Genomic DNA, 17409 nt, shown 5'->3' with positions numbered 1-17409 from the left:
CGGGCCTCCCGTCCGTCTCGCGGTCGCGCTGAGAGCCCTCATAGCGGTTTTGACAATCGTTATCAGTAGGCGTTAGCGTCGTGCCATGCACAACCGCCTCCTCGCCCTCCCGCTCGTCGCCGGCGCCGCCGCGCTCGCCCTGACCGGGTGCGCCACCTCATCTGCCTCGGGGGAGGCCACCAGCAGCGACGGCACGATCAACGTCGTCGCCTCCACGAACGTCTACGGCTCGATCGTCAAGAGCATCGGTGGCGACGCCGTCACCGTCACGAGCATCCTGAGTGACCCGTCGCAGGACCCGCACTCCTTCGAGTCGAGTGCCCGCACGCAGCTCTCCGTGTCGAAGGCCGACCTGCTCATCGAGAACGGTGGCGGCTACGACGACTTCATGACGACGCTCGCGAACGCCTCGGACACCAAGGCCGACACGATCAACGTCGTGAAGCTCTCCGGCCTCGACAAGGGCGGGAGTGCCGAGTTCAACGAGCACGTCTTCTACAGCTACCCCACGATGGTGAAGCTGGTCGAGGCGGTCACGAAGGACCTCAGCGCACTCGACGAGAGCGGCAAGGACGCGTTCCAGAAGAACGCCGCCACGCTCACCACCAAGCTCCAGGACCTCGAGTCCCAGACCGACGCCGTCAAGAAGCAGGACGCCGGCGACAAGGTGGCGTACACCGAGCCGGTGCCCGGGTACCTGTTCGACGCGATGGGCCTCGAGAACGAGACCCCGCCCGCCTTCTCCGAGGCCATCGAGGAAGGCGACGACGTCCCGCCGGCGGCCCTCCGCGACACCCTCGCGCTGTTCACCGGCAAGCGCGTGCAGCTCCTCGCCTACAACAACCAGGCGTCGAGCCCCGAGACCGAACAGGTCCAGAAGGCCGCCGAGCAGAACGACATCCCCGTCGTCGGTGTCACGGAGACGCTCCCCAAGGGGCAGGATTACGTCTCGTGGCAGCAGGCGAACATCGACGCGGTGAAGGCAGCGCTCCAGAAGTGACGACCTCGACCGCAGCAGCGGCGACCCACGGCCCGGCGACCACCTCGGTGGACGACCGGGCTGCGGCTCGTCCGGTCCTCGCGCTCCGCGACGCCGGGTTGTCCTACGGCGCCCGGAAGCTCTGGGCAGGCCTCGACCTCGACCTCGCGCCGGGGGAGTTCGTCGCGGTCCTCGGGCCGAACGGCGCCGGCAAGACCTCACTGCTCCGAACCGTCCTCGGGCAGCAGCGGCTGACGAGCGGCACGATGTCGTTCCTCGGGCAGCCCGTGCACCGCGGCCACCGGAAGATCGGCTACATCCCGCAGCAGCGCCTGATGGAAGCCGGGACACCCCTGCGCGCACGGGACATGGTCGCCCAGGGCGTGACCGGACACCGATGGGGCATCCGGCGGGCCTCGAAGGCCGACCGGGCACGCATCGACCGGGTCCTCGACGAGGTCGGCGCCACCGCGTTCGCGGACGCCCCCGTCGCCGAGCTCTCCGGTGGCGAGCAGCAGCGCACGCGTGTCGGGCAGGCCATCGCCGCCGACCCCGCCCTGCTGCTCTGCGACGAACCCCTCATCTCCCTCGACCTGCGGCACCAGCGCGGGATCACCGAGCTCATCGACCGCGAGCGCCGGCAGCGCCAGGCCGCCGTGCTCTTCGTGACCCACGACGTGAACCCGATCCTCGACGTCGTCGACCGCGTGCTCTACATCGCCGGGGGCCGGTTCCGGATCGGTTCGCCCGACGAGGTCCTGCGCGCCGACGTCCTGAGCGACCTGTACGGCACGCCAGTCGACGTCGTCCGCACCATGGGGCGCATCGTCATCGTCGGGGCGAACGAGGCCCACGAGCACCACCCGGGCGAGGTCGACCCGCACGCCGACCAGCCCGACGACGGGCGGATCTGATGGACCTGCTGTCGACCGTCTTCTCGTTCCAGGACTACGGCCAGCTCCTCGTGCTGGTGCAGAACTCGATCTGGGCCGGCGCGGTGCTCGGCATCGTCGGCGGGCTCATCGGCCCGTTCGTCGTCGCCCGGAACATGCCGTTCGCCGTGCACGGCATCTCGGAGCTCTCGTTCGCCGGAGCCAGTGCGTCGCTGCTGCTCGGGGTGAACGTCGTCTCCGGCTCGCTCGTCGGGTCGGTCGTCGCCGCCCTGCTCATCGGTCTGCTGGGCTCCAGGGCCCGGGAACGCAACTCGATCATCGCCGTCCTCATGCCGTTCGGGCTCGGGCTCGGCATCCTCTGCCTGGCGCTCTACAAGGGCCGTGCCGCCAACAAGTTCGGCTTGCTCACCGGGCAGATCGTCTCGGTCGACAACCCGCAGCTGACGGTCCTGATCGTGGTCGCCGCGATCGTCGTCGCGACGCTGCTCGTCATCTGGCGTCCGCTGATGTTCGCCTCGGTGGACCCCGACGTGGCTGCGGCCGCGGGGATCCCGGTCCGCACCCTGGCGATCGTGTTCATGCTCGTGCTCGGGCTGGCCACCGCCGTGTCGGTGCAGATCGTCGGGGCGCTGCTCGTGCTGTCCCTGCTCGTCACCCCGGCCGCCGCGGCGCTGCGCCTCAGCTCGCACCCGGTCGTCGTGCCGGTGCTGTCGACGGTGTTCGCGGTGACGTCGGTCGTCGGTGGCATCCTGCTCGCACTGGGCGGCGGACTGCCGATCAGCCCCTACGTGACGACCATCTCGTTCGCGATCTGGGTGGTCTGCCGGATCATCGGGTCGCGACGCGACAAGCGCGGACGCAACCGTGTCGCCGGCCGGGGCCAGCGTGGCGGGGACGAGCCGGGCCTCCCGGCAGGGACGACGTCGACAGCCGGTCGGAAGGAAGAGGTGCCAGCATGAACGCCGTGCAGAAGACGAAGCGGAACACGTGGCAACGCGAAGCGGTGCGCGGCGCCCTCGACTCCACCGAGGGGTTCGTCAGCGCGCAGGCGCTGCACCAGCACCTGCGGGACGAGGGCTCGACCATCGGCCTGGCCACCGTCTACCGGGCGCTCGCCGACCTGGCGACCGAGGGCGGTGCCGACTCGCTGCAGCAGGACGGCGAATCGCTGTACCGGGCCTGCACGACGGACACGCACCACCACCACCTGATCTGCCGGAACTGCGGTCGGACCGTCGAGATCGAGGCGGACCCGGTGGAGCAGTGGGCGCAGGACGTCGCCGCCGCCAACGGGTTCACCAACGCCAGCCACGTCGTCGACATCTTCGGCGACTGCGCCGTGTGCACGGCCGCCCGCGCGACGGACCCGACCGGCGAGTAACCTGCCCCGCATGCACGTCATCCTGGTCCCGGGGTTCTGGCTCGACGCGAGCGCGTGGGACGACGTCGCCCCGGTGCTCCGCGAAGCCGGGCACTCGGTGCAGGCCGTCACCCGCGACGGTGACACACTCGACGAACAGGTGGCTGCCCTGGTCGCCATCCTCGACGACGTCGCGTCGGCCGACGAACCCGTCGTCCTGGCCGGGCACTCCGGCGCCGGACCCATCGCGTACATGGCTGCCGACCAGCGCCCGTCGCTCGTCGCGCACCTGCTCTACGTCGACACGTTCCCGGGGCCCGAGGGCGGGTGCGTCAACGACGAGCTGCCCGTGGTCGACGGGGCCGTGCCGCTGCCGTCGTGGGACATCTGGGAGCCCGCCACGGTCCGGGGCATGACGCCCGAGGTGCGGCAGGACGTCGAACACCGGGCGATCCCCGAGCCTGCCTCGGTGCCGTCGGACCGGTTCCACTACGCCGACACCGCACGGCACACGATCCCGGCGACGATCATCACCTGCGAGATCCCCGCCGCCGAGCTGCTCGCGATGGTGGCGGACCACCAGGCCTGGGCGGCCGAGCTCGTCGCGACCGAGGAGCTCTCCATCCTCGGGCTCGAGACCGGCCACTGGCCGATGTTCACGGCGCCGCAGCAGCTCGGTGAGCTCATGGTGCAGGCGCTCGCGCCGAAGCCGACGCAGGCCCCGTAGGGCCGCGGGCCCGGGCGCCGGGCGCACTCGAACGCCGTGGGCGCGACCAACGCGGCCACGTGAGCGGCCCTGTCCAGCCGCAACGGGCCTCCAGGCCTGGAGGCTCGGCTTGCGACACGCCCGGTCGTCGCGTAACGTGGACCCCTGGTTCTCCGCGTCCGCGCGGCGGACCCGTTGTTCCAAGCCCTCCGACCGTCGCGAATGCCGCGGTCGCGCGGTGTCCGGCTCTCCTTCGACAGGGGATGCGGACCTGGGCGGTGCACACAACCCCCTCGCACGGCCACTCCGGTGGCACTGCGCGTGTGCACCAGGCAAGTGAACTTGGGTGCGGCCGTCCGGTCGCACGGTACTCAGGAGGAAACCATGGCAGCAGTGTGCCAGGTGACCGGCGCCGTTCCCGGCTTCGGTCACAACATCTCGCACTCGCACCGCCGGACGAAGCGTCGCTTCGACCCGAACGTGCAGAAGAAGACGTACTACGTGCCGTCGCTTCGTCGTAACGTCACGCTCACGCTCAGCGCGAAGGGCATCAAGGTGATCGACGCACGTGGCATCGAGTCCGTCGTCAAGGATCTCCTTGCCCGTGGGGAGAAGATCTGATGGCGAAAAAGGGTCAGGACATCCGTCCGATCATCAAGCTCCGCTCGACGGCGGGCACCGGGTTCACCTACGTGACCAAGAAGAACCGTCGGAACAACCCCGACCGACTCGTGCTGAAGAAGTACGACCCGGTGATCCGCAAGCACGTCGACTTCCGTGAGGAGCGCTAAGCATGGCGAAGAAGAGCAAGATCGCGAAGAACAACCAGCGTGCCGTCATCATCGCGCGCTACGCCGAGCGTCGTCTCGAGCTGAAGAAGGCCCTCGTGGACCCGAACGGCACCGACGAGTCGCGTGAGGCCGCCCGCGTGGGCCTGCAGAAGCTGCCCCGCGACGCATCGCCCATCCGCTACCGCAACCGTGACGCCATCGACGGCCGCCCCCGCGGCCACCTCGGTGAGTTCGGCATCAGCCGTGTCCGTTTCCGTGACATGGCCCACCGCGGCGAGCTCCCCGGCATCACGAAGAGCTCCTGGTAAGCACTCGCAGTACCCGACGCCCCGTCACCTCCAGGTGGCGGGGCGTTCGCTGTGTACGGGGTACACGCGACCGTTCATTCGTCACATCTGCCCCTCCAGCACCCCTTCGGAGCCCCGACAACCCCGGAAATCCGGGCGAGTCGGCGGTTTTCACCCCCTGCGGCTGGTAGGTTCAACTCCGGTTCCGCCGGGCCCTCGGCCCACTGGCACCGTGGCACGGGGCACCCGCTCCGGGCGCCGGACGACATGTGCGTCCGACCGATACTGCAAGAAGTCCGAGGAGGACATCCATGGCTGACAAGTCACTGAACCGCACCGAGCTCGTCGCTGCCGTCGCCGCTGAGTCCGGCCAGAGCCAGGCCACCGTCAACGGCGTCGTCGACGCGCTCTTCAGCGTCGTCTCGTCGTCCGTCGCCGACGGCACGAAGGTCACGATCCCCGGTTGGATCGCCTTCGAGAAGACGCACCGCGCCGCCCGCACCGGCCGCAACCCGCAGACGGGTGACGCCATCGAGATCGCCGCGAGCGACTCGGTCAAGGTCAGCGCCGGCTCGAAGCTCAAGGCTGCGGTCAAGTAAGACTGCTCCGCACATCGAGAGGGACGGCTTCGGCCGTCCCTTTCGTCGTTCCCGGGGCCGTCACGGCCTGGAGGCCCGTTGCGGTTTGCACAGATCGGCCCGCCCCGTTCGGTGGCCGGGTGGGCACCGCCTAGGCTTGACGGGTGAATCGGATCGCGCGCATCGCCGGTCCCGCCGTGCTCCTGCTCGTCGGGTTCGTGGCGCTGCTCACGGCACTCGTCATCGGTGGGGGAGCGAACCCCGCGCTCATCGCCGACCCCGGGCCCGTCGTCCGCTTCGGGCTGCCGATCGCCCGGCTCGTCGTCGACCTGTCCGCGGCCACCACGATCGGCGGGCTCGCGCTGGCGACCATCGGGCTGTCGCGTTCCGGACCCGAGTGGAACCGTGCGATCGACGTCGCGGCCGGGGCGAGTGGCATCTGGACGGTCGCGTCGGCCGTCGCCACGTTCTGCACGTTCCTCAGCGTCGCCGGTTCGCGCATCAGCATCGACGAGCAGTTCGGGCAGTCGATGGGGGTCTTCCTCACCGGCACCGAGCTCGGGTTGGCCTGGCTCGTGACCGTCCTCGTCGCCGCGGCCGTCACGGTGCTCTGCTTCGCAGTCCGTTCGCGGGGCATGGTCGCCCTGACCGCCGCGGTCTCGATGATCGGCCTGATCCCGCTCGCACAGCAGGGGCACGCCGCCGGCACCGCGAGCCACGACGCCGCCGTCACGGCACTGGGGCTGCACCTGGTCGGTGCGGCGCTGTGGGTCGGTGGGCTCGTCATGCTCGTGCTGCTGCGCGGCGTGCTGCCCGGCGACCGGCTGGCCGCGGTCGTGGCCCGGTACTCGAGCATCGCCCTCGGGTGCTTCGTGCTCGTCGCCGTCTCCGGCACCGCGTCGGCGCAGATCCGCGTCGGGGCGCTGTCGAACCTGTTCACCCCGTACGGCACGCTCGTCCTGGTGAAGATCGGCGCGATCGTCGCCATGGGAGTCCTCGGCGCCGTGCAACGTCGTCGGGCCATCCGCGCCCTGACCACCTCGCCCGGTCGGCAGCGGCCCTTCTGGACCCTGATCGTCGTCGAGCTCGCAGTGATGGGCGTCGCCTCGGGCTTCGCGGCGGCACTCGGCCGCACGGCCACCCCCGTCGACCAGATCGCCCTGAGCAAGACCACCGACCCGAGCCCGGCGGAGCTCCTGACCGACGACCTGCTGCCGCACGCACCCGGTGCGTGGGGCTGGCTGACCCAGTGGAACATCGACCTGTTCTGGCTGATGGCCGCCGTGCTGCTCGCCGCGACCTACGTGGCCGGCGTCGGGCGACTGCGGCGGAGCGGCGTGCGGTGGCCGGCACGACGCTCGATCGCCGCAGCCCTGGCGATCGTGTCCCTGGTGGTCGCGACCTCGGGCTCGCTGCACCAGTACGACCGGTTCCTCATCTCGGCCAACGTCGGTGCCCACGTGCTGCTCGGCCTGGTGGTCCCCGCCCTGGTGTGGGCGGCGGCACCCGTCGCGCTCATCCGTGCGGCCGTGCACCCCCGGCACGACGACAGCACAGGGGTGCGCGAGTGGACGGACGTCATCGTCGAGCACCCGTCCGTCCGGTACCTGGCGCAGCCGTTCCCCGCGTTCCTGCTCGCGGCGGCGGTGTGGTGGGCCTTCTTCGCCACCGATGCCGTCCGGTGGTCGGTGAGCGACCCCACCGGTCGCACCGTCAGCGACGCCGTGTTCCTGCTCGTCGGGCTGCTGGCCGTCCCCACGCTCTGCACCCCGGTCCCGGTCGGGCAGCGGCGTCCGACCACGGCTGCCGCGGTCGTCCGGATCGTCGGGGCCGTGGTGATCGCGACGGGCACGGTGTCGCTCGGCATCGCGATGCGCGGCCCGCTCGGGCTGCTGCAGGCCTCGTGGTTCGGCGCGATGGGCCGGACGTGGGGGCCGGGTCCGCTCGTCGACCAGGCCCGGGCCGGCCTCGTGTTGATCGTCGCCGGCACGCTGCTCCTGGTGACCGTCGTCGTGGTGGTGCTCGTGCGGCTCCGGCGAGACGGAGCAGCCCCGAGGGATGCGGCCGCCACCGCTGGCACTGGCACTGGCACTGGCACTGGCGCTGCCGTCGCCGCTGGCGATGCTGTCGCCGCCGACGCTCCTGACGCCGGGGCGACCGTGCCCGACGTCCCCGCTGCCCGCGCCGACCAGGACGACCTGGACTTCGACGACGGGAGCGACGACCTCGAACCCTCGCCCGGAGCGGACGCCCGATGAGCATCGAGCTGAGCGACGAACAGCGCGCGGTCTTCGAGTACATCGAGAACACCCGCGACCACGTGTTCATCACCGGCCGGGCCGGCACGGGCAAGTCCACGCTGCTCAACCACCTGTCGTGGAACACCGAGAAGCAGGTCGTCATCTGTGCCCCGACGGGGGTCGCCGCGCTCAACGTCGGCGGCCAGACGATCCACTCGCTGTTCCGGCTGCCGATCGGGCTCATCGCCGACGCCGAGCTGCGGCAGGGCCCGGACACCCGCAAGCTCCTCAACACGATCGACACCCTGGTCATCGACGAGGTCTCGATGGTCAACGCCGACCTGCTCGACGGCATGGACCGATCGCTCCGCAAGGCCCGTGGTCGGCAGCTCGAGCCGTTCGGCGGTGTGCAGGTCGTGATGTTCGGCGACCCGTACCAGCTGCCCCCGGTGCCCGGCGATGCCGATGAGCGCGCCTACTTCACCGACCACTACCGGTCGATGTGGTTCTTCGACGCCAAGGTGTGGCTCGAGGCCGAGCTCAACATCATCGAGCTCGCCACCGTCCACCGGCAGCGCGACGACGCCTTCGCCGCGATGCTCACCGCCGTCCGGCACGGTCGGGTCACCGCGGACATCGCCGAGCAGCTCAACACCGCCGGAGCGCGCCCGGCTCCGGACGACGCCATCACCCTGGCGACCCGCAACGACACCGTGGCGCGGATCAACAAGGCGGCCCTCGAGCGGCTGCCCGGCAAGGTGAAGACCGCCAAGGCCGACGTCAACGGTGACTTCGGCGGACGGAACTTCCCCGCTGACGAAGCCCTCGAACTGAAGCCCGGCGCGCACGTGATGTTCCTGCGCAACGACGCCGACCAGCGCTGGGTCAACGGCACCCTCGGCATCGTGACCGCCATCCGCGACACCGTGTGGGTCGACGTCGACGGGGAGTCGTTCGAGGTCCAGCCGTCGGTGTGGGAGAAGTTCAAGTACTCGTACGACGCGGACAAGAAGGAACTCAAGAAGGACACGGTCGGGGAGTTCCAGCAGTTCCCGCTCCGGCTCGCCTGGGCCGTGACCATCCACAAGTCCCAGGGCAGCACGTACGACCGCGCCGTGGTCGACCTCGGCAACCGGGTGTTCAGCGCCGGCCAGACCTACGTGGCGTTGTCGCGGCTGACCTCGCTCGAGGGGCTGTTCCTGACGCGCCCGCTCCGCCCGCAGGACATCATCGTCGACCTGGACGTCCGACGCTTCATGTCCGAGGCACCGCGCATCGTCGCCACCGAGCTCGAAGCCCCGAAGGCGAAGCCCGACGCCGACGCTGACGCCGACGCCGACGCGGACTGACCGGAAGCTGACCAGCGCGTCGGACTGACCCGGTCGGTCTTCTGCATCGGCTTCGCGCCGAGGAACGTCGGTGCGGGCATGCCTGCGTGCTTGTCGCACGCTGCCGGGCGGTCACGACTCCCCGTTGGTCCTGCGTCGAGTGGTCACTCGTCGTCGCCTGGACGCTCCGCATCCGACAAGTTCGTGACCGACCGGCGCACCTGAGCGGGGATTCGTGACCGGCCCGCGCGCCCGCACCGGCCCCCCACACGCGATGCCCGCACCGACCCCGCACCGACCCCGCACACGCGACGACGCCCGCCTGCCGGAGCGGCAGACGGGCGTCGGGAAGTGCAGTCGAGCGGAGGCGTCAGGCGCGCGCGGCACGCAGCGCGCGGAGGTTCTCCTTGTCGGCACCGAGTGCGGTGAGCAGCAGGATCACACCGACGATCGCGTGGAAGACGTTGTCCGTGGTGTTGAGCGCGAAGACGTTGGCCGAGGTGTCCACGAAGACGAAGCCGTACACCGCGAAGACCACGAGCAGGACTCCGACGAGCAGGTTGCCGTTGCGGGAGCCGATGGTGTTGCCGAGGCCGGTGATGAGCAGGACCACGGCGAGCAGCACCCACACCAGGCAGAGCGCCGGGTTCACGCCGAACGCGTTCCACAGCATGCCGCCCTGGCGGTTGAAGAAGCCGGGGTCGCCGTCGGCGGCGAAGAAGAAGCCCAGGACGCCCCAGAGTGCGAGGACGCCGCCGGCCGTGAGTGCGAGCCCCCGGTTCGGCGAGGCGGTGATGCCCGGTTCCTTGATGGCCACTTCGGTTTCCTCCTCGTACACTGCCGACGCGACGTGCGTCGGTCCCGCGTGGTGCGACGGCCCGGCTGGGATCACCGATCCCGTCGTCGTGGCGCGGAGTGCGCGGCCGACAGGGGTGCGGTTCCCAGCCTCCGGCCGGTGCTCCAACGGTATCGTGTCGGACCCCGACCGACCCAATCGCAGCGCCGCTGCCAGTCGTGCGAGGAGCCCGACGACGACCACTCCGAGGAGGACCAGCCCGGTGACCTTGACACCCGAGCGCAGCGCATCCGAATCGCGTGGACCGTTGGTCTCGCGGCGGGTGCGGTGGGCTGCGCTTGCGGCTCTGGGGTTCGTGATCGTGCCTCTCGTCTACGGGGTCGCGGTGCTGACCCCGGTCGGTCAGAAAGCGGAGGACGCCGCGCTCGGCGGGGTCCGGGAGTCCGACCTGTTCAGCTCGGACACTGCCCTCAACGTCATCTCGGTGCCGGTGATCCTGTTGCTCGTCGTCGTGATCGTCGCCGTGGCGTTCGCCAGACGGCGGCTCTCGGTGGGGCTCGGCGCGGGGGTCGTGGTGCTCGCGTCGGCGGCCACCTCGACGCTCGTCAAGCGTATCGCCGTGCGCCCGGAGATCGCCCAGTCGACGACGCCGAACTCGTTCCCGTCGGGGCACGCGACGATCGCGCTGGCGGCGCTGTTCGCGGTCCTCATGGTCACGCCTCGTCGGTTCCGCCCCTTGGTGACCATCGTCGGCGCGGGCTACGCGGTGTTCGTGGCGAACCAGACCGTGGTCTACGGCTGGCACCGGGTCAGCGACATCATCGGTGCCTGCGCGATCGCGGTGTTCTGGCTCGGGATCGTCCGCGCGGTGGGCCCCCGGGTCGACCGCGGGCTCCGGGGTGACCGTGACGGTCGACGAGGCCCGCGGCGGGTGGTGAGCGTCGTGCTCCTCGTGGTGACCGGGGCCACGCTGGCGATCGGTGTCGCGGCGCTCGTGTTCGGGCTGGCCGGTGACGGCGCGTACGACCATGCCGCGATCCTGCTCGCGGGGCGGCTGGCGTCCAGTGCGAGCGTCCTGGCGGTGGTCACCGCGGTCTGGTTCCTGGACGGGATGCACCACGCCGCGCGCACCGACCCGGCCACGTTGCGGTCCGCCGGCTGACCCGGGGAGCCGAGCCGGGCCTCCAGGCCGCGCGACAGCACCGACCGACGGGCGCGAGCCTGGCGGGAATGCTCCGCCGTGCGCTACGTTGTACCGAGCAAGTCGATGCAAACGCATCGATATCGCGAAAGGCGGCGCAACATGCAGTTCGGCATCTTCACGGTCAGTGACGTCACGACCGACCCCACGACCGGCACCACGCCGGACGACACCCAGCGCGTCCGCGACATCCTGACGATCGCCGAGCACGCCGACCAGGCCGGCCTCGACGTCTTCGCGACCGGTGAGCACCACAACCCGCCGTTCGTGGCCTCGTCGCCGACCACGTTGCTCGCCTACCTGGCCGCGAAGACGAAGGACATCACCCTGTCCACGTCGACCACGCTGATCACCACGAACGACCCGGTGCGCATCGCCGAGGAGTACGCGATGCTCCAGGTCGTGTCCGACGGCCGCATGGACCTGATGATGGGGCGCGGCAACACCGGCCCGGTCTACCCGTGGTTCGGGCAGGACATCCGTCAGGGCGTCAACCTGGCGATCGAGAACTACGCGCTCGTCCGCCAGCTGTGGGAGAACGACGTCGTCAACTGGCAGGGCAAGTTCCGCACGCCGCTGCAGGGCTTCACCTCGACCCCGCGTCCGCTCGACGGTGTCCCGCCGTTCGTCTGGCACGGCTCGATCCGCACGCCGGAGATCGCCGAGCAGGCCGCGTACTACGGCGACGGGTTCTTCCACAACAACATCTTCTGGCCGATCCAGCACACCGAGCAGATGGTCGGCCTGTACCGCCAGCGCTTCGAGCACTACGGGCACGGCCGTGCCGACCAGGCGATCGTCGGGCTTGGTGGGCAGTTCTTCGCGCGGAAGAACTCGCAGGACGCGATCGACGAGTTCCGGCCCTACTTCGACAACGCCCCGGTCTACGGCCACGGCCCCTCGATGGAGGACTTCACCGCCCAGACCCCGCTCACCGTCGGTTCGCCGCAGCAGGTCATCGACCGGTACGCCGCGATGAAGGACCACGTCGGGCACTACCAGCGCCAGCTGTTCCTCATCGACCACGCCGGCCTGCCGCTCAAGACGGTGCTCGAGCAGATCGACATCCTGGCGACGGACATCGTGCCGGAGTTGCGCAAGCTCAACGACGAGGGGCGGCCCGAGGGCGTGCCCTCGAACCCGCCGAGCCACACGGAGCGTGCGGCCGCGGCGCTCGCCGCCGGAACGGTTGGCAGCGACCACGTCGCCGCCGAGGATAAGTGGACGGGCGCGTCCGTCTGATCGCCTGACCACCTGACGGACGGGAGGCCGGGTGCCAGCTGGCACCGGGCCTCCCGTCCGTCCCGGCGCGCGTCCAGGGCGCTGCGTCGTGAAAGCGACAGCCCTGCGGATGGCGCTGCCGTCACCTTCGCGAGAGCGACAGTTGCCCGCGGATCATCCGCGGAGATCTGTCGCTTCCGCGAGGGGAGTGGCGCGCTCCGCGGCGGGGCGTGCCGGCACCAGCTTGAGGCCGACGACGCAGCCGACGATCCCGGCGATGAAGAGCAGACGCAGCACGGTGACGGGTTCGGCGCCCGTCGCCATGCCCCAGAGCACCGTGAGGGCGGCGCCGGTCCCGGTCCACACCGCGTAGGCCGTGCTGATCGGGATGTGCTGCAGGACGTAGCCGAACGCGACGAGGCTGATCGCGATCGTGACGCCGAACACGATCGTCGGTCGGAGCTCGGTGAACCCGTCGCTCTCGCCGAGGGCGGTCGCCCAGACGGTCTCGAGTGCTGCGCTGACGAACAGGACGATCCACGCCACGTCAGCTCACCACCTTGAGGCCGATGACGCACGCCACGAGACCGAAGACCAGGGCGAGTCGGGCGAAGGACGCGGCTTCCTGGCGGCGGAGGATCGCGACGACCACGGTCAGGGATGCGCCGATGCCGACCCAGACGGCGTACGCGGTGCCGACCGGGATGGTCTTCATCGCGAACGCCAGCCCCACCATGCTCAGGGCCATCCCGGCGACGAACACGATTGTCGGGACGACCTTCTTGAAGCCGTTCGAGGCGCTGAGGGCGGTGGCCCAGACGGCTTCGAGCACGCCGCTGAGCACGAGGATTGCCCATGCCATGACGATGTCCTTTCCTGCGGGGGTCGTTGTGGTTCCCGTTGTCGTACGACTGTGCGACAACGACCTCGACGGTAGCACGAGTTGGTACGACTGTGCGAGTATGGCGTCGTGGCCAGGAGCATGGACGTCGACGAACGGCGCCGCACCGTGTCCGAGGCGGCGTGCCGGGTCCTCGCCCGCGATGGCCTCGGGGCACTGAGCGTCCGGAACGTCGCCGCCGAGGCCGGGCTGCCGCCGAGCACGGTCCGCTACACGTTCCCGACCCAGGCGAGTGTCCGGTCGCACGCGCTCGAGCTGGTGTTCGACGCGACCGCGGCCCGGGTCGACTCCGTGCCGCGGGACCTGCGCGGGACCGCCTACGCGCACGCGGTCCTGCTCGAGCTGCTGCCCCTCGACGAGGAGCGGCGCATCGAGCTCGACGTCTACCTCGGCCTCGGCACCGCCGCCCTGACCGACGCCGAACTCCGGCCGTTCCACGACCGGGTCGTCGACGAGATGCGCCAGTGGTGCGCGCAGATCCTCCGCGCGGTCGGGGTGCCGGACGCTGCCGTGCCGTACGAGACCCGGCGGTTGCACGCCCTGGTGGACGGGCTCGCGATGCACATCGTGCGGGTCGACCCCGGTGGTGACGCCTCGTGGGCGATCGACACGCTGGACCGACACGTGGCGGGCATCGCCCGGGTCTGACCGCTGCCCGTTGCCCGTTGCCCGGAGCGCGTGCACGGTGCCGGGTCCGCGAACCCGTGCGGCGTTGGTGGCTCCGTGCGGCGCTTCATACCTGCACCGAGCGGGCAACCCTGCACGGGGTGACCGGACTCGCACGGTGCGAGGGGCGCGCAGCCCCGGGCAGGACGCGTCGCCTATCCTGTCCCGGTGACGACGACCACGCGGCCGCCGCAGCGCACCCGGAGCCTCACCGGCCCCGGCCTGGTGCTGCTCGTCGTCGTCGTCCTGCTGGGCATCCGGCTGTTCTCCCCGAGCATCGGGACGACCGGGCTGCCCGACGTCGTGCAGGACTTCCTGACGCTGGCGATCAGCGTCGTCGTCGAGTCCCTGCCCTTCGTGGTGCTCGGCATCGTGCTGTCGATCGTCGTCGAGGTCTGGGTACCGGTCGGTGCGCTCGAGAAGGTCCTGCCGCAGAACGCCTTCGGTCGTCGGGCCGTGATCTCCCTGATCGGGATGCTGTTCCCGGTGTGCGAGTGCGGCAACGTCCCGCTGGCCCGCGGTCTGATGATGCGCGGGTTCACGCCGGCCGAGGCGGTCACGTTCCTGGTCGCTGCCCCGATCCTCAACCCGCTCGTCATCATCAGCACCGCGCAGGCGTTCGGTTGGTCGGGGTGGATCCTGCCGGTGCGCATCGTCGGTGGCTTCGTCGTCGCGAACCTCGTCGGCTGGATCGTCGCCGCGCACCGCCGTCCGGCCGACCTGCTGCTCCCCGCCTTCGAGGCCCGGTGCCGTGCGGCCGTGGGAGCGCCCCGGGGCCTGCACCGCTGGCGGCAGAGCGCCGCGCAGTTCGGCGGCGAGACGGCGACGATGATGCCGGCACTGTTCGTCGGTGCCGGGCTCGCCGCCGCGATCCAGGTCGCCGTGCCCCGCTCGACCCTGGTCGCGATCGGCTCGAACCCGGTGCTGTCCGTCGCGGCGATGATGCTGCTGGCGATGACGGTGTCGCTCTGCTCGAACGTCGACGCCTTCTTCGCGCTGTCCTTCGCCTCGACGTTCTTGCCGGGGTCGATCACGGCGTTCCTGATCATCGGGCCGATCATCGACGTCAAGATGATCGCCCTGCTGCGCACGACGTTCCGGGTCCGCTTCCTGGTGCTGCTGTCCGTCGTGTGCGTCTTGTTCGCCGGAGCCGTCGGGTTGGTGATGAATGTCCTCGTCTGATGCACGCAGCAACGCGCCCGCGTACCTGGGCCTCGGGTCGGTGCTGGCCGTTGCGCTCTGCACGCTGTGGCTGGCGCTGGTCGGGCAACTCGACCTGTACATCAACCCGCGCTACTCGGTGTTCACGGTCGTGCTCGCCGCCGTCGGGGTGCCCGCGTCGATCGCCGGCCTGGTGGTCATCGCCCGCGGGCACGGCCACACGCACGGCGACGACGAGCACGAGCACGAGCCAGATGGCGATCGGGGGCGGCGCGGACTCGGCCGTCGTCGCGCCGTCCGCGTCGTGCTCGGCAGTGCAGCCGCCATCGTCACGGTCGGTGTCACCGTCGCGATGCTCGTCCTGCCCCCGACGACGCTGTCCGCCCGCACCGCACAGCAGCGGAGCATCGACTCGGCGACCCTGTCGAACGCCACCGGTTCCGAGGCAGCGGTGTCCCTGCTCGGGAGCGAGGGCGTCGACACCTCGGAGTACGGCGTCAAGGACTGGGCGGCCCTGATCCGGCAGACCACCGACACCACGGCACTCGTCGGCAAGCAGGTCGAACTGACGGGCTTCGTGGTGCCCGGTGACGACGGGTCGTTCACCCTGACCCGCTTCGTGATCAGCTGCTGCGCCGTGGACGCGCAACCCGTCGGCCTCAGCGTCGTGCCCGGCGACGACGGCGGTAGTGGTGGCGGCAGTGGCACCGTCCCCGACGAGGGGAAGTGGGTCACCGTCCGCGGCGCCCTCGCAGCGAACCCGGACCAGTCCGCCGACGCCCGCATCGTCGTCAAGGCCGCGAAGGTCACCGAGGTCGCGCAGCCCAAGGACCCGTATGAGTACTGAGACGGGCGGGAGCTCCGAGGGGCGCCGCGAGCGCCGCCCGGTCGCGCACCGGTTCCACCGCCGGTACGTGGCCGTCGTGGTCGTCCTCGCCGTGGTCGCCGCGCTCGCCGCGGTCGTCGGCTCGCAGCAGGGTCCGCGGCTCCGCGACGTGTCCTACGACGCGACCGGGCTCGTCACGAGGCCGGCCCAGCGGATCATCCTGACGGCGAACCAGGCACTGCAGAAGGTCGACGCCGCCGACGTCCGGGTCAGCCCGGCTGCGGCGCACACCGTGACCTCGAGCGGCAACACCATCGCGGTCGAGTTCGCCGGGCCGCTGGCCTACGACCGCGACTACACCGTCACGGTCGCGGGTGTCCGGGCGCCGGGACAACGTGCCACGTCCGACCTGACGGCGGCGATCCGCACCGGCAGCACCGACGTGCTTGCCCTGGTCCCCGGGCAGGCCGGGGCGAAGGACCGCATCGTCCGGCGCTCCCTCGACGCCGGCGGCGCCACGACCGTCTACGAGGGCACCGCGATCAGCGAGTACGCCCGGCTCGGCCGCTCGCTGGTGGTCGTGAGCGGCACGGACGCCAGCTCCTCCGTCGACATCGTGGCGCTGAGCGGCGGCGTGCAGGACGACGACGCCCCCGTCGAGCACCTCACCCTGCCGACGTCCGAGGGGCGCGTCACGGCGCTCCACGTCGCGGACGACGGAGCCTCGTTCGGGTTCGAGTACGCCGACACCTCGACCGGGCAGTCCCGGAACACTGGCCTGTACGTGGTCGACATGACGGGCACGCACATGCCCACCGCGATCGCCGCGAACGGCAAGCCGAAGACGGGTGCCGTGCCGATGACCGTCGGGCAGTGGGCCTACGTTCCGCGCACCGAGAGCGCCCTGGTCCGGACGGGCAGCGACGACCTGGTCCTCGTCGACATGAGCGGTCGCGCCGACCCGGTCCGGCTCGGCAGCGCGACCTACCTGCACGGCTTCGTCGGCACCGGCACCACGGCCGTCGTCGAGACGGGCACCGGCATCGAACGGCTGGACCTGACCGACGGGTCCAAGTCAGCGCTGCAGGCCCCCGCGGCCAGCACGGATGCGGCCGTCCTCGGCCGCATCGCCCAGCTGTCCGACGACACGTACCTGCGGGTGCTGGGGGACGTGCGGTCGGACGGCACCATCGCGGCACGGATCGTGCGTGTCGACGGGGGGCGCGCCTCCCGGCTGCCCGTGACGATCCCGGACGACGCGAGCGTCACCGCGGTCTGCCCGTCCCCGAACAGCCAGTTCGTCGCGGTCGCGACGAAGTCGGCGAACGGCGAGCTCGTGAGCATCGTCGATGCGGCCTCCGGGGCGCTCGAGGCGAGCATCGACGCCGGTTCCGTCGACTGGTGCGGCGCGCTGCCGTCCGGTGACGAGGTCGGCTGACGGTCCGGAGACGACAGACGGAAGGCCCGGTACCAGC

At 70.7% G+C, this 17409-nt stretch carries 20 protein-coding genes; 17 read left to right on the top strand and 3 right to left on the bottom strand.

What is annotated here, in order from left to right:
- Positions 1 to 85: 85 nt before the first annotated feature.
- The 11 genes from H489_RS25120 (at position 86) to H489_RS25070 (ending at position 9183) form a co-directional block, all read left to right on the top strand.
- Positions 86 to 1000 carry a metal ABC transporter solute-binding protein, Zn/Mn family gene (locus H489_RS25120; RefSeq protein WP_017886462.1) on the top strand — a complete coding sequence of 305 codons (915 nt, stop codon included), beginning with the start codon at positions 86 to 88 and terminating at the stop codon, positions 998 to 1000.
- A 47-nt stretch (positions 1001 to 1047) separates the two neighbouring features.
- Complete coding sequence (locus tag H489_RS25115) at positions 1048 to 1893, top strand: metal ABC transporter ATP-binding protein (RefSeq protein WP_042538396.1); 846 nt, start codon at positions 1048 to 1050, stop codon at positions 1891 to 1893.
- Entirely contained in the window at positions 1893 to 2831 is a 939-nt protein-coding gene (locus tag H489_RS25110; protein ID WP_017886460.1) for a metal ABC transporter permease, read from the top strand. The genes H489_RS25115 and H489_RS25110 overlap by 1 nt, the downstream gene beginning before the upstream one ends.
- Positions 2828 to 3253, top strand: a complete 426-nt coding sequence (locus H489_RS25105) for a Fur family transcriptional regulator (protein ID WP_017886459.1) — start codon at positions 2828 to 2830, stop codon at positions 3251 to 3253. The genes H489_RS25110 and H489_RS25105 overlap by 4 nt, the downstream gene beginning before the upstream one ends.
- 10 nt (positions 3254 to 3263) lie before the next feature.
- Complete coding sequence (locus H489_RS25100) at positions 3264 to 3959, top strand: alpha/beta fold hydrolase (RefSeq protein ID WP_017886458.1); 696 nt, start codon at positions 3264 to 3266, stop codon at positions 3957 to 3959.
- A 363-nt stretch (positions 3960 to 4322) separates the two neighbouring features.
- Positions 4323 to 4559, top strand: a complete 237-nt coding sequence (gene rpmB / locus H489_RS25095; RefSeq protein ID WP_027464952.1) for a 50S ribosomal protein L28 — start codon at positions 4323 to 4325, stop codon at positions 4557 to 4559.
- The gene (gene rpmG / locus H489_RS25090; RefSeq protein WP_017886456.1) at positions 4559 to 4729 is read left to right on the top strand and encodes a 50S ribosomal protein L33; all 171 of its coding nucleotides are present in this window, start codon (positions 4559 to 4561) and stop codon (positions 4727 to 4729) included. Before rpmB ends, rpmG begins: the two co-directional genes overlap by 1 nt.
- Before the next feature lie 2 nt (positions 4730 to 4731).
- On the top strand, positions 4732 to 5037 hold the full coding sequence (rpsN, locus tag H489_RS25085) for a 30S ribosomal protein S14 (protein ID WP_017886455.1): 306 nt from the start codon (positions 4732 to 4734) through the stop codon (positions 5035 to 5037).
- Positions 5038 to 5327: 290 nt separating this feature from the next.
- Positions 5328 to 5615, top strand: a complete 288-nt coding sequence (locus tag H489_RS25080; RefSeq protein ID WP_017886454.1) for an HU family DNA-binding protein — start codon at positions 5328 to 5330, stop codon at positions 5613 to 5615.
- A 143-nt stretch (positions 5616 to 5758) separates the two neighbouring features.
- Positions 5759 to 7852 (top strand): cytochrome c oxidase assembly protein, encoded by a 2094-nt coding sequence (locus H489_RS25075; RefSeq protein ID WP_017886453.1) that lies wholly within the window; start codon positions 5759 to 5761, stop codon positions 7850 to 7852.
- Positions 7849 to 9183, top strand: coding sequence for an ATP-dependent DNA helicase (locus H489_RS25070; protein ID WP_017886452.1), 1335 nt, complete (start codon positions 7849 to 7851; stop codon positions 9181 to 9183). Before H489_RS25075 ends, H489_RS25070 begins: the two co-directional genes overlap by 4 nt.
- Positions 9184 to 9532: 349 nt before the next feature.
- Here the strand turns inward: H489_RS25070 and H489_RS38110 are convergent, their stop codons facing one another.
- Positions 9533 to 9979 carry a DUF4383 domain-containing protein gene (locus H489_RS38110; RefSeq protein WP_159557184.1) on the bottom strand — a complete coding sequence of 149 codons (447 nt, stop codon included), beginning with the start codon at positions 9977 to 9979 and terminating at the stop codon, positions 9533 to 9535.
- Between the two features lie 340 nt (positions 9980 to 10319).
- On the opposite strand from H489_RS38110, the gene H489_RS38105 reads away from it, so the two are divergent.
- Together H489_RS38105 and H489_RS25060 are read left to right on the top strand one after the other, a co-directional pair.
- On the top strand, positions 10320 to 11120 hold the full coding sequence (locus H489_RS38105; protein WP_167578292.1) for a phosphatase PAP2 family protein: 801 nt from the start codon (positions 10320 to 10322) through the stop codon (positions 11118 to 11120).
- A gap of 141 nt (positions 11121 to 11261) precedes the next feature.
- On the top strand, positions 11262 to 12401 hold the full coding sequence (locus H489_RS25060; RefSeq protein WP_017886449.1) for a CE1758 family FMN-dependent luciferase-like monooxygenase: 1140 nt from the start codon (positions 11262 to 11264) through the stop codon (positions 12399 to 12401).
- A 153-nt stretch (positions 12402 to 12554) separates the two neighbouring features.
- Here H489_RS25060 and H489_RS25055 read toward each other — a convergent pair whose 3' ends face one another.
- On the bottom strand, positions 12555 to 12926 hold the full coding sequence (locus H489_RS25055) for a DMT family transporter (protein WP_017886448.1): 372 nt from the start codon (positions 12924 to 12926) through the stop codon (positions 12555 to 12557).
- A gap of 1 nt (position 12927) precedes the next feature.
- Positions 12928 to 13242, bottom strand: a complete 315-nt coding sequence (locus H489_RS25050; RefSeq protein ID WP_017886447.1) for a DMT family transporter — start codon at positions 13240 to 13242, stop codon at positions 12928 to 12930.
- 108 nt (positions 13243 to 13350) lie between these two features.
- On the opposite strand from H489_RS25050, the gene H489_RS25045 reads away from it, so the two are divergent.
- The 4 genes from H489_RS25045 to H489_RS25030 all read left to right on the top strand — a co-directional run bounded on the left by H489_RS25045 (position 13351) and on the right by H489_RS25030 (position 17372).
- Positions 13351 to 13929 carry a TetR/AcrR family transcriptional regulator gene (locus H489_RS25045; protein ID WP_031259380.1) on the top strand — a complete coding sequence of 193 codons (579 nt, stop codon included), beginning with the start codon at positions 13351 to 13353 and terminating at the stop codon, positions 13927 to 13929.
- Positions 13930 to 14115: 186 nt separating this feature from the next.
- Positions 14116 to 15129: a permease gene (locus H489_RS25040; protein ID WP_017886445.1), complete on the top strand. Its 1014-nt coding sequence runs from the start codon at positions 14116 to 14118 to the stop codon at positions 15127 to 15129.
- On the top strand, positions 15116 to 15955 hold the full coding sequence (locus H489_RS25035) for a TIGR03943 family putative permease subunit (protein WP_017886444.1): 840 nt from the start codon (positions 15116 to 15118) through the stop codon (positions 15953 to 15955). The genes H489_RS25040 and H489_RS25035 overlap by 14 nt, the downstream gene beginning before the upstream one ends.
- Complete coding sequence (locus tag H489_RS25030; protein WP_152427193.1) at positions 15945 to 17372, top strand: hypothetical protein; 1428 nt, start codon at positions 15945 to 15947, stop codon at positions 17370 to 17372. Before H489_RS25035 ends, H489_RS25030 begins: the two co-directional genes overlap by 11 nt.
- Positions 17373 to 17409 lie beyond the last annotated feature (37 nt).

The organism is Curtobacterium flaccumfaciens UCD-AKU, from assembly GCF_000349565.1.
Lineage (GTDB): Bacteria > Actinomycetota > Actinomycetes > Actinomycetales > Microbacteriaceae > Curtobacterium > Curtobacterium poinsettiae.
The sequence above is the reverse complement of the archived record's forward strand: the minus strand, read 5'-3'. Positions and strand labels throughout refer to the sequence as shown.